The organism is Bradyrhizobium sp. (genome assembly GCF_017881085.1).
Taxonomy (GTDB): Bacteria; Pseudomonadota; Alphaproteobacteria; order Rhizobiales; family Xanthobacteraceae; genus Bradyrhizobium.
In genome coordinates this window covers 1-11,570 of sequence record NZ_JADGRI010000163.1, presented here as the reverse complement: position 1 = coordinate 11,570, position 11,570 = coordinate 1, and the positions used below count along the sequence as shown (strand labels likewise).

Annotated in this window: 13 protein-coding genes and 1 riboswitch; of the genes, 5 read left to right on the top strand and 8 right to left on the bottom strand. The window is 65.0% G+C overall.

Features of this window, described 5'->3' with window-relative positions:
- Window positions 1-104 precede the first annotated feature (104 nt).
- The 5 genes from QZ213_RS16315 to QZ213_RS16295 all read right to left on the bottom strand — a co-directional run bounded on the left by QZ213_RS16315 (window position 105) and on the right by QZ213_RS16295 (window position 3,586).
- Window positions 105-740, bottom strand: a complete 636-nt coding sequence (locus QZ213_RS16315; protein ID WP_291687123.1) for a thiamine phosphate synthase — start codon at window positions 738-740, stop codon at window positions 105-107.
- Window positions 727-1,509: a thiazole synthase gene (locus QZ213_RS16310; protein ID WP_291687122.1), complete on the bottom strand. Its 783-nt coding sequence runs from the start codon at window positions 1,507-1,509 to the stop codon at window positions 727-729. The genes QZ213_RS16315 and QZ213_RS16310 overlap by 14 nt, the downstream gene beginning before the upstream one ends.
- Window positions 1,510-1,676: 167 nt before the next feature.
- Window positions 1,677-1,874, bottom strand: coding sequence for a sulfur carrier protein ThiS (thiS, locus tag QZ213_RS16305; protein ID WP_291687121.1), 198 nt, complete (start codon window positions 1,872-1,874; stop codon window positions 1,677-1,679).
- Window positions 1,865-2,881 (bottom strand): FAD-dependent oxidoreductase, encoded by a 1,017-nt coding sequence (locus QZ213_RS16300; RefSeq protein ID WP_291687120.1) that lies wholly within the window; start codon window positions 2,879-2,881, stop codon window positions 1,865-1,867. The genes thiS and QZ213_RS16300 overlap by 10 nt, the downstream gene beginning before the upstream one ends.
- Window positions 2,869-3,005, bottom strand: a riboswitch (TPP riboswitch). It overlaps the preceding gene by 13 nt.
- 26 nt (window positions 3,006-3,031) lie before the next feature.
- Entirely contained in the window at window positions 3,032-3,586 is a 555-nt protein-coding gene (locus QZ213_RS16295) for a lytic transglycosylase domain-containing protein (protein ID WP_291687119.1), read from the bottom strand.
- Between the two features lie 237 nt (window positions 3,587-3,823).
- Between QZ213_RS16295 and QZ213_RS16290 the strand changes: the two genes are divergently transcribed.
- The 5 genes from QZ213_RS16290 to QZ213_RS16270 all read left to right on the top strand — a co-directional run bounded on the left by QZ213_RS16290 (window position 3,824) and on the right by QZ213_RS16270 (window position 7,203).
- Window positions 3,824-5,317 (top strand): hypothetical protein, encoded by a 1,494-nt coding sequence (locus QZ213_RS16290; RefSeq protein ID WP_291687118.1) that lies wholly within the window; start codon window positions 3,824-3,826, stop codon window positions 5,315-5,317.
- 174 nt (window positions 5,318-5,491) lie between these two features.
- Window positions 5,492-5,692, top strand: a complete 201-nt coding sequence (locus QZ213_RS16285; RefSeq protein ID WP_291687117.1) for a hypothetical protein — start codon at window positions 5,492-5,494, stop codon at window positions 5,690-5,692.
- 56 nt (window positions 5,693-5,748) lie between these two features.
- On the top strand, window positions 5,749-6,123 hold the full coding sequence (locus QZ213_RS16280) for a PRC-barrel domain-containing protein (RefSeq protein ID WP_291687116.1): 375 nt from the start codon (window positions 5,749-5,751) through the stop codon (window positions 6,121-6,123).
- A 188-nt stretch (window positions 6,124-6,311) separates the two neighbouring features.
- A complete protein-coding gene (locus QZ213_RS16275) occupies window positions 6,312-6,851 on the top strand; it encodes a PRC-barrel domain-containing protein (protein WP_291687115.1) in 540 nt (179 codons plus the stop codon).
- A 139-nt stretch (window positions 6,852-6,990) separates the two neighbouring features.
- A complete protein-coding gene (locus tag QZ213_RS16270) occupies window positions 6,991-7,203 on the top strand; it encodes a dodecin family protein (RefSeq protein WP_291687114.1) in 213 nt (70 codons plus the stop codon).
- A gap of 124 nt (window positions 7,204-7,327) precedes the next feature.
- Here QZ213_RS16270 and QZ213_RS16265 read toward each other — a convergent pair whose 3' ends face one another.
- The 3 genes from QZ213_RS16265 to QZ213_RS16255 form a co-directional block, all read right to left on the bottom strand.
- Window positions 7,328-8,545 carry an ABC transporter substrate-binding protein gene (locus QZ213_RS16265; protein WP_291687113.1) on the bottom strand — a complete coding sequence of 406 codons (1,218 nt, stop codon included), beginning with the start codon at window positions 8,543-8,545 and terminating at the stop codon, window positions 7,328-7,330.
- 106 nt (window positions 8,546-8,651) lie between these two features.
- A complete protein-coding gene (locus tag QZ213_RS16260; protein WP_291687112.1) occupies window positions 8,652-9,845 on the bottom strand; it encodes an HlyD family efflux transporter periplasmic adaptor subunit in 1,194 nt (397 codons plus the stop codon).
- Between the two features lie 2 nt (window positions 9,846-9,847).
- On the bottom strand, window positions 9,848-11,570 hold a 1,723-nt coding region (locus QZ213_RS16255), incomplete at its 5' end, for an ABC transporter permease (protein WP_291687111.1).

The window sequence follows — 11,570 nt, the reverse complement described above, 5'->3', positions numbered from 1 at the left end:
GCGATCAGCGTAAGCGACGAAGCAATCCACGGCGCGGTGTGCTGCCCGATGGATTGCTTCGCTACGCTCGCAATGACGGCTGATAGAGGTTCGCGTTGCTGTCATCACGCGGCCTCCGCCTTCAGTCCGAGCCAGGCGCGCACGCGCGCGTCGGGTTCGGGATTTTGGGTGATGTCGCTGACGACGGCGATCGAGTCGGCGCCGGCGGCGAAAATCTCGGGAGCCTGTTCGAGCTTGATGCCGCCGATCGCGACCAGCGGAATGTCGCCGATGCGCCTTTTCCACTCGGTGATCTTCGGGATGCCCTGCGGCGCGAAGCGCATCGATTTCAGCGTGGTCGGGAAGATCGGCCCGAGCGCGATGTAATCGGGTTGGGCCCGCAGCGCGGTTTCAAGCTCTTGGTCGTCATGGGTGGAAAGGCCGAGCGTGAGGCCGGCGCGGCGGATCGCCTTGAGATCGGCTTCGGCAAGGTCAGCCAAATCTTCCTGACCGAGATGCAGGTGCTTGGCACCGGCCATGATCGCCGCGCGCCAGTAATCGTTGACGACGAGTTTGGCTTCCGTTCCCTTCGTCATTTCGAGCGCGTCACGGATGGTCTGCAGCGCCTCGGAATCGTTGAGGCCCTTGGCGCGCAACTGGATGGTGCCGACGCCGAGCAGCGCCAGGCGCGCGACCCAGGCGACGCTGTCGACGACCGGATAAAATCGGTCAGGATACGCGTGGCGATCAGGATACGGCATGCCAGAACGGTGTCCCAACGACGGGGGTTGAAGGGGAGGCGAAATCGCGAGCTTCCATCAGCCCCGATTCGTAAGCCGCGCGGCCGGCCTCAACGCCCATGCGAAACGCTTTCGCCATCGCGACCGGGTCGGCGGCCTTTGCGATCGCGGTGTTGAGCAGCACCGCGTCGTAGCCGAGCTCCATGGCTTCGGCGGCGTGGCTCGGCGCGCCGAGCCCGGCATCGACCACCAGCGCGATATCGGGCAGGCGGTCGCGCAGCAGCTTCAGGGCATCGCGGTTGGTGATGCCCCTGGCGCTGCCGATCGGCGCCGCCCACGGCATCACCACCTTGCAGCCGGCATCGACCAGCCGCATCGCGACGCCGAGGTCCTCGGTGCAATAGGGGAACACTTCAAAGCCGTCCTTGATCAGGATGGCAGCGGCCTCGACCAGGCCGACCACGTCGGGCTGTAGCGTGTCGTTGTCGGCGATGACCTCGAGCTTGATCCAGGAGGTGGCGAACAATTCGCGCGCCAGTTTTGCCGTGGTCACGGCCTCGCGCACGGTGCGGCAGCCGGCGGTGTTCGGCAGCACCGTGACGTCGAGCTCGCGGATCAGCGACCAGAACGCATCCCCGGTCTTGCCGCCGGCGGATTCCCGCCGCAGCGACACCGTGACGATGTTGGCGCCGGAGCCGCGGATCGCGTTTTGCATGATCGCCGGCGACGGATACAGCGCGCTGCCGATCAGGAGGCGGGAAGAAAATTCGCGGTCGTAGAATTTGGGCATGGCGCTAGCTTTCCGCACAGCCGTCGTCCCTGCGAAAGCAGGGACCCATACGCCGTGCCGTCTCGTTCGGGCACTCGGGCGGAGACCTTTCATAACCACCAAGGCCGGTGGTTATGGGTCCCTGCTTTCGCAGGGACGACAGGTTGAGAGACGTCGCGTTCCTCATCTCACCCTCCCTGCCGCGGCGTGATGATTTCGATCTCGTCGCCGGTCTTCAGCTGCGTCTCGGCCCAGCGGCTCTTCGGCAGCACGTCGTAATTCACGGCGATCGCAAAATGCGTGCCCTCATAGTCGAGTTCGGCCAGCAGCGCGTCGACGCTGGCGGACGAGATCTCGCGCGGCTCGCCGTTGACGGTCACACGCATTGCATCACCTCGTTGTCGATCCGGCCCTGCTCGACATAATGAAGCGTCAGTTCCGCCAGCGCCGGCGCGATCAGGAAGCCGTGGCGATAGAGCCCGTTCACCGCGATCGTGTTCCTGTCGATGCTGATGCGCGGCAGATTGTCGGGAAAGGCCGGGCGCAGGCCGGAGCCGAATTCGACGATGCGGGCTTCGGCGAAGGCCGGATGCACGGCATAGGCCGCGCCCAACAGCTCCAGCGCGGAGCGGACGCTGACGCCGGTATCCTCGGCCTCGATCGTGGTGGCGCCCAGCATGAACAGATTGTCCTCGCGCGGAATCACGTAGAGCGGCCAGCGCGGATGGATCAGCCGCACCGGGCGCGCCAGCTTCACTTCATCGGTCTCGATCAGGATCAGTTCGCCCTTGACGCCGCGCAGTTCCGGCTGGGTGTCGCGCGCGGAAAGCCCGCGGCAGTCGATCACGAGGCCGTCGATTTCCGAAGGCTGAGGTTCGCTGTTGAACTTGATGGTGCCGCCGGCCGCGATGATCCGCTCATGCAGCTTCGGCAGCACCCGCCGCGGCTCGACATGGCCTTCGTCGGCGAAGAACAGCGCGTCACGAAATCGCCCTTCCAGCGACGGCTCGAGTTCGGCCAGCGCGGCCGCGTCGAGCCGCCGGTGGCCCGAGGTCAGCCTCGCAAAGCGCTCGAAATCGTTGCGGTCGCGGCTGTGCGCCACCACCAGCGAGCCGTTGAACGGCGTATCCGGCAATTCCCGGCGCCAGAGATCGAGCGCGCGCAGGCCGAGCCGGCTGATGATGGGCTCGGCGACCTCGCTCTCGCAATAGGGCGCCAGCATCCCGCCGGCCCAGTGGCTGGTGGAGAGCATCATCGCTTGGTCGCTGCGCTCATGCAGCGTCACGGCGTGGCCGGCCTGCGCGAACAGCAGCGCCTGCCACGCGCCGGCAATGCCGGCGCCGATGACCGATACGGGAGAATCCCCCCGCGGGGTTTTCGAACTCTGGTACATCCCTGTCCCTTCGCCGGCATGACCCGGATCAGGTTCAAAGGGTCACCGCGGTCCCGGAACCTCGATGTGAGGCCCTAAGCTTGCGGTATCTCAGCTCCTCGTCGGAGCTCCCCTCGGAACAGGGCTAATGTAGGCCGATGCGCTGACGTGTCAACGTATCTCGCCGGGAACCGCACCGGATGGGTGGCGGCGATGCGGTGCGGCGGAGAACTCCTGCGCCTGCGCGTCGGCGGGATTTCCGACGTTTGTCACGGCGATCGGATTGCCGGAATTTTCGAACCCCTGATAGCTGACCCGTTCGAGCCGCTGTCGCTTGGCGGCCTCGTAATATCCGGCGGCGTAATAGTGCACGGCGCGATTGTGGTCGCCGTTGGCGGCACGGTAGGCGCCGGCGAGATATTTCACGCCCCAGGTGAGATTGGTGTTGGGATCGCGCAGCCCTTCGGCGTCGCCGGTGTAGCCCAGCCCGCGCGCGGTCGCGAGCTTGATCTGCATCAGGCCGATGGTGCCGCCGCGGCCGACCAGTCTCGGCTGGTAGCGGCTCTCGCGCACGATCACGCGATGCACCAGGGTGACCGGCACCCCGTTGGCGCCGGCATGGCTTGCGACCAGCGCCTCGTATTCCGCGCGCTGGGCAAGCGCAGCTTGCGGGAAATACAGCGCAGCCATCGCTGCGAGACTTGCGAGGAGAAACAGACGCTTCATCGAATGGTGCCTTCTGGGGACGCTGGTGGAACCGGCGATTGGACGCTTTGGTTACCTGATTGTTGCATTGGCTGGGCAAGGATATGGCGGAAATCCGGCTTTCCCGGGCTTTTGGCCCCAATTGCGGGCGCCGGGCCAGCAAGGGCCTTGGTTTTGAGGGGTCCTGGCTTTACCAGGAATTATGCCCTGGCGTGGTTCGATCCGGCCGGAAACCCCTGGGAAAACCGCGCCACGCCGATGACCCTGTCCGTTGCCCATGCGCGCGAGGATGCAAGCCCGATGCGCGGCCTGCTGCCGTTGTGGGTCGGCGTCGGCGTCTACGCGTTGTTTCTTCTGGGCGGCAACCGGCTGCTGATCGATCCCGACACGATGTGGCAGGTCACGGTCGGGCAATGGATCCTCGACCACCGCGCGGTGCCGGAGACCGACGTGTTTTCGTTCACCATGCGCGGCCAGCCCTGGATTTCGACGCAATGGCTGGCGCAGGTGGTATTTGCCAAGAGCTACGCGCTGTTCGGCTGGAGCGGGCCGGTGGTGGTTTCGGCCGCCGCCATCGCGGCCACCTTCGCGCTGTTCACGAAATTCCTGAACCGGCATTTGAGCGAGAGCACCACGCTGGTGTTCTTCGCCGCCGCATTGGTGCTGACGGTGGGGCATCTCCTGGCGCGGCCGCATGTGCTGGCGATGCCCGTCATGGTGGCCTGGGTCTGCGGGCTGATCGCCGCCGCCGATCGCCGCGATGCGCCATCGTTCTGGCTGCTGCCGCTGATGGTGTTATGGTCCAACCTGCATGGCGGTTTTGTCTTCGGCCTGGTGCTGATCGCGCCGATCGCGCTCGACGCGGTCGTGGCTGCGAAAGCCAATGCACGCCGGTCGCTGGTGCTGCGCTGGGCGGCGTTCGGCGTCGCCGCGCTTATCGCGGCCTGTCTTAATCCCTATGGCTGGAACGCGCTGCTGGCGGCGCAAAAGATCCTCGGCCTCGGCGGTGCGCTGCCGCTGATCATGGAATGGCGGGCTGCGGATTTCTCCAGCGTCGGGCCGCTCGAGATCTGCCTGCTCTTGGGAATGGGCCTCGCGCTGTGGCGCGGCATCCGGCTGCCGCCGCTGCGCATCGTCCTGCTGCTCGGTCTTCTGCACATGGCGCTGTCGCAAGGACGCGCCGGCGAAATGCTGGCCTTGCTGGCGCCGCTGGCGCTGGCCGCGCCGCTTGCCGGGCAGATTGGCGGCAACGAGGTTTTGCATTCGCGCGCGGCGCCGCCGGCGCGCGGCGTGCTGTTTGCGGGTCTCGCGGTGCTCGTGATGGCGGGAACCTTTGCCTATGCCTCGGTGCACCGCTTCGAGCCGCATCCGCACAGCGCGCCGGTCGCGGCCGTGGCCGAGCTCAAGAAACTCAATCTCGAGCGCGTCTTCAACGACTATGATTTCGGCGGCTATCTGATCGCCAACGGCGTCGCCCCCTTCATCGACGGCCGCACCGAACTCTACGGCGAAAAATTCTTCGTCGACCACAACGCGGCCTCCGGCCTGATGGAGCCGGAGAACCTGTTCCGGCTGCTGGAGCAGTACAGGATCGAAGCCACCCTGATGCGCACGCAAAGTGCGGCGACAAAACTGCTCGACCACATCGACGGCTGGCAGAAGGTCTATGCCGACGACATCGCCACGATCCATGTCCGCAAGACAGGCGCGGTGCATACGGCGGAGCCGGCGGTCGAGCCGAAGGCGAAGTAAGTTCATCCGTCATTGCGAGCGAAGCGAAGCAATATGCTCCTCGCAATGACGGAAGCTTTCGCCGTTCAAAAGCCAAAATGCTCTCTTAACAATTGCGACGGAGCCAGCTGCGATGTCCGGCAGCAATCCTGTCCCATTCGCCGTCAAGCCAAAAAGCAAAAGGGAGAACGCGCCGTGGCCAAATCTGATTTCGGCGATCTGCCCCGAGGAAATCCCTGCGCCCAATGCGGCAAGCCGATCGCCGCACCCGAATGGATCGAGCAAGGCCCGCGCCGCATCTCCTATCTCTGGCGCTGCCGGGCGTGCGGCTATCAGTTCGAGGCGGTGGCCTTCTTCGACGAGCGCGATTCGGATTCCGAAGCGCTCGCGGCCTGACGGAACTCCTGCGCCGGCACCACGTTGGTTCGGTTTCATCGACCAGGGAGGTGACGATGACCGACGTCCTGGAAAGACCACATCCGTTGATCGCCAGCGATCGCGTCGAGGGCACCGCGGTGCGACGGCCGAACGGCGAGCGGCTCGGCCACATCGAGCGGCTGATGATCGACAAGGTCACCGGCAAAGTGTCCTACGCGATTCTCAGCTTCGGCGGGTTCCTCGGCATGGGAACCAATTTCCTTCCGCTCCCCTGGGCGCGGCTTACCTACAATCCGAAATCCGGCGCCTACGAACTCGACATCGCCGATGACGAACTGCGGCGCGCGCCGTCGTTCCGCGCCGACAAGGATTTCGACTGGGGCGATCGCTCGCAGGAAGCCGAGCTGCATCGTTACTACGGCATCCCGCCCTATTGGGGCGGGTTCTGATCGCCATCGGGAAGCACGCCTCGAGGCTTGCGCCAGCGCCCGCGGCATCGTTCCATGGAACCCGCCGATGATGCGCCGCGCCAGCGCTGAAAATTCCAGGCGGGTTTTGAAAATCTCTGCGACGATCTGGAACGGCCGGTGCGGTGATGTGTTTTCTCCCCATCGATTTCATCTCAGGGAGAACAAAGATGTTGGTTAAATACATGACGGCCGGTGTGGCCGCTTCCGCGCTGCTTGCGACCGTTGCGCTTGCGCAGTCGCCGACCACCACCACCGACCGAAGCAACATGGCGACGGCGGCAAGCTCGACGACCAGCGCGTCGTATGAGGGGAACTGGCGCACCTCGAAGCTGGTCGGCGTCAATGTCTACAACAATGAAAACGAGAGCATCGGCTCGATCAGCGACCTCTTGACCGACAAGAGCGGAAACATCAAGGCGGTGGTGATCGGTATCGGCGGCTTCCTTGGCGTCGGCGAGCATCTGGTCGCGGTGGCCTTCGACCAAATCAAGTTCGTCGATACACCGGTGCCGTCCACCACCACGTCGAGCACGGCGCCGGCCTCGGGCACCCGGCCTGCACCCACGACCACGACCGGTGCGGCGAGCACCAACACCGCGCCGGCGACGGCGACGAGGTCCAACCCGTGGTATCCGGACCACGCGGTGTTCAACGCCACCAAGGATCAGCTGAAGCAGATGCCCGAGTTCAAGTATTCCACGAACTGAGGCAGCTCGACAGGTCCAAGAAGAAAGCGCGTCCGGTTTTCGCCGGGCGCGCTTTTGCTTTGGATGGCCGGTCTGCCGATGTTACGCTTCCCGGCGGCAGGAGCACCTGCCTCCTGCCTATACCGAACGGGAGGACGATATGACGGAGAGTGTCTACAAAGTCATTGAGCTGATCGGTACCAGCAAGGATTCATGGGAAAAGGCCGCCGCGGCCGCGGTCGAGAGGGCCGGCAAGTCCCTCCGGGATCTTCGCGTTGCCGAGATTGCCCAACTCGATCTGCAACTCGACGCCAAGGGCAAGATCGAAGCCTATCGCGCCAAGCTCAAGGTCTCGTTTAAATTCGAGGACTGACGAAGCGTGCGATTAGGTCTCACGAAAAAAGCGCGGCCGGCTTTGCCGGGCGCGCTTTTTGCTTAGATTCGGTGTCGTCCCTTTTCACCTCGCCCCGCTTGGGTGGAGCGGGCGAATCCCTTGGTCAATTCGACGCCTTGACCAGCGGGCAGCCGCCCTTGTCGAGCGGACGGAAGGCTTCATCGCCGGGCACGGTGGCGATCAGCTTGTAGAGATCCCATTCGCCCTTGGACTCTTCCGGCTTCTTCACCTCGAACAGATACATGTCGTGGACCATGCGGCCGTCGATGCGGATCTTGCCGTTCCTGGCGAAGAAATCGTTGACCGGGGTCGCGCGCATCTGTTCCATCACCTTCGGCGCCTCGTCGGTTCCGATCGCCTCGATCGCCTTCAGATAATGCATCGTCGCCGAATACAGGCCGGCCTGGATCATGGTCGGCATATGCCCGACCTTTTCCATGAAGCGCTTGGAGAAGGCGCGGGTCTCGTCGTTCATGTCCCAGTAGAAAGCGTCGGTGACGATCAGGCCCTGGGTCGCCTTGGCGCCGAGCGCGTGGGTGTCGGTGATCTCCTGCAACAGCGCGATCATCTTCTGGCCGCCCTGGGTGATGCCGAATTCCGCTGCCTGCTTCAGCGCATTGGTGGTGTCGCCGCCGGCATTGGCGAGCGCCACGACCTTGGCCTTGGAGGCCTGCGCCTGCAGCAGGAAGGAGGAGAAGTCGGAGGAGTTCAGGGGGTGACGGACGTCGCCCAGGACCTTGCCGCCGCTCTCCTTGACGACGTTGGCGGCGTCGCGTTCCAGCGCCATGCCGAAAGCATAGTCGGCGGTGACGAAGAACCAGGTGTCCTCGCCGCGCTTGACCATCGCCCTGCCGGCGACGTTGGACAGCGCATAGGTGTCGTATGTCCAGTGCACGGTGTTGGGCGAGCAGGCGACGCCGGTGATATCCGAGCTGCCGCCGCCGGAATTGATGTTGATCCGGTTCTTCTCGCGCGTCAGCGCGGAGACCGGCAGCGCCACGGAAGAGGTCGGCACGTCGAAGATCGCGTCCACCTTTTCGTTGTCGTACCAGTTGCGGGCGATGCCGACGCCGATGTCGGGCTTGTTCTGATGGTCGGCGGCGATCACCTCGACCGGCTTGCCCTTGACCTTGGCCCCGTAATCGGCGACCGCCATCTGGACCGCGGCCAGCGAACCCTTGCCCGTCGCGTCGGCATAGAGGCTGGACATGTCGGTGAGCACGCCGATCTTGACGACGTCGTCGGAAATCTGCGCGTTCGCCGCTCCGCCGGACACGGCAAAAGCGAGACCCGCCGCGAGTGCGGCTGCAGCTGACTTCATGGTTTCTTCTCCCAGGCTTTTTGTTGAGGGCTTCGGTTGAGGGGGTTCTTCTAACCGGGTTGCGAGGGTCTGCAAAGCCGAGTTTTTCGGCATGCCTCGTCATCGCTCATTTCAGGCTGACCCGGACGCCGGGGCCGATCTGATCGCTGGGATAAACGATGACCCGGTCTCCTTGCGCCACCCCCTTGCTGACCGCGGCGGAACGGCCGGATCGGCGCACGAGATCGACGGCTCGCAGTTGCGCGCGTCCATCCTCGGTGACATAGACGCTCCAGCTGTCGCCGCGGCGGAACAGGGCGCCGGCTGGAACGATCTCGATATCGTCCCGGGTGAACACCGTGATCCTCGTATCGAGCTGGTATCCGTCACCGAGGCCGGTCCACTGCTCGCGCGGCGACAGCACGTCGATCAGTACATTGACCCGCTGCTCTTCGACGCCGAGCGTCGATATCTTGGTGAATGCCGCGGGTTCGATCCGCCGCACCCGCCCCGACAGCACGCCCGGACCGCCCCAATGCTCGATCGTAACTTCGGCGCCGGGGCGAATCTCGACCGCATCGACGCTGAGCACATCGGTTACGATCTCGAGGTCCCTCGGATCGCCGATTTCGAGCAGCGGCGCGCCCGACTGGACCACGGTCTCGCTTTCCTGCACGACCCTCAGCACCACGCCGGATACCGGCGCCGCGATGTTCCAGCGTTCGATCGGTGTGTCCGCGCCATCCTGATAACGGGCGAGCAAGGCCTTCGCCTGATCGACCTCGTGGTTCGCTGCGTGATCCTGGAATTCCGCGGCCCGAAGATCGCGATCGGCGACCCGCTGCGCCAATTCGGCGCGTTCCAGCGCCTGCACGGTTGCGGCACCTTGCGCGACAAGGGTGCGGGCGCGATCGAGGTCGGTCTTTGCCTGACTGGCCTGGGCCTGCGCGCGCTCGACCGTGGCCTTGCTGCGCGCCAACGCGGCCTCGGCGGTGCCCAGTCTCTCCTCGGCCTCGCGGCGGCTGCGCGGATCGAGCAGGGGCGCTGGAGGCGGCATGATGGCGGCAACCACATCGTCGGCGGCGACGATGTCGCCTGCCTTCAGCCTCACGCGCGTCAAGCGCCCGGCGAGTGGTGCGGCCACGACGTAGCGCTCGCGGATGCGGGTCTTGCCATCCTCGTCGACGCTGGCGACAAAGCGTCCCTTGGTGACGGCCGCGGTCTCGACGGGCACCGGCTGTGGCATCAGCAACCAGATGACGCCGGCGACCGCGGCGGCAAGGCCCAGTCCCATAGCCACACGACCAGCCGTGATGCGCATCGTCAATCCCTCGTCTTGAGTACCGCGACCAGATCGAGCCGGTCCACCCGGCGGCGCACGATGTATGCGCTTGCCAGGGCGGTGACCACGACAATAGCGGTCGCGACCGCGTAGGTTCGTGGCCCGACCACGCCCGGAATCTGAAAACTCTCGCTGGAATGAAATCGGGCGATCAGCGTGACGATGCCTTGCGACAGCAACAGCCCGATCGGAATCGCCAGCGTGATCTCGATGGCAAACTGGCTGAAAAGGATTTGCGCAACCTCGGCGCGGGTAAAGCCGAGCACGCGCAGGCTGGCGAGTTCCCAGGCGCGCTCCTGCAGCGCGATCCGGGCGCTGTTGTAGACCACGCCGACGGCGACGATCACGGCAAAGGCCGTGAGGATGCCGGCGCTGACGAGAACGAGGCCGGCGATCTTGTCCAGGAACGAGGCCAGGGTGTAGGCCTTCATCGATACCGATTCGATCACGGGCAGTTGCTTGAACCGCCGGGACAGCGTCGCAAGCGCCGACGGCTCGACGAACAGCGCTGCGGCCGACACGACCGCGCCTTCGCCGGTGAGCCGGTTCAGCGTATCGACCTCCATATAGGCCGACATCCCGATCACTTCGTCGACGAGTGCGCTGACCGGCAGGTCGATCTTGCGGCGCCGGCCTTCCATGACCTCGATGGTCACAATGTCGCCGGAGGCGATCTGCATCCGCTCGGCCAGCCGGCGGGTGAGGGTGATGCCGCCGGGTGGCACGTCGATCGGACGCAGCGCGGCATCGTGCGGGCGCCGCAGTGCGCTGTCGAAGGGCAGGCCGATCACCGACGTCAGATAGCTGCGATGCCCCGCGCGCAGGCGCACCGGCGCGATACGATAGCCTTCGGCGACCAGCACGCCGGGCTCGCGTGCGAGGTCGCCGACGATGGCGCGATCGAGCGGATGCGGGAACGTCACCATGACGTTGCCGCGTTCGACCAGATTGAACTGGATCTCGACCATCCGGTCGATGGCATCGCGCCAGAACAGCCCGAGCACGACCATCGGCACGGCAAAGGCGATACCGATAATCGTGAACGCGCTGCGCAGCGGGCGGCCGGCAAAATTGCGAATCGTCAGAACATGCCGCGGCGTCAGGGCCTTGGCCGACAGCCATCCTTCAATCCAGGAACGGCGAAAGCGCCGCGGCGCGGCCGGCCGCATCGCAACTGCGGGCGCCAGCACGATGACGTTTCGCAGCGCGGTGACGACGCCGAGTGACGCGGCGAGAAGGCTGATAGCGAAGCCGAGGAGGGCGGACCAAGGTGTCAGCGCGAAGTCCAGCGCCGGCAGGCGAAAGAAGCCGTGATAGCTCGCGATCATCGCCTGACCAAAGACGTAGCCGCCGGCGAGACCCAGCACGGATCCGCAGAACACCACGACCGCGACCAGCTTGAGATAGTGGAGCACCAGCGGGGTGGTCGGAAAGCCTAGCGCTTTCAAGGCGGCGATCTGTTCGCGCTGGGCTGTCACCAGCCGTCCCAGCACGACATTCAGGAGGAATGCCGCCACGCCGAAGAAGATGATGGGAATGGTGATCGACATGACTTTCTGCTGATTGAGTTCATCCTCGAGGAAGCGGTTCGACGGCTGATCCCTCCGGGCGATGGCGCCGACCGAACCGTAAGGCTCGAGCAATCGGTCGAGTTCATCGATCACCTGTTTCGGGTCGGTGCCCGGGACGAGCGAAACGACGGCG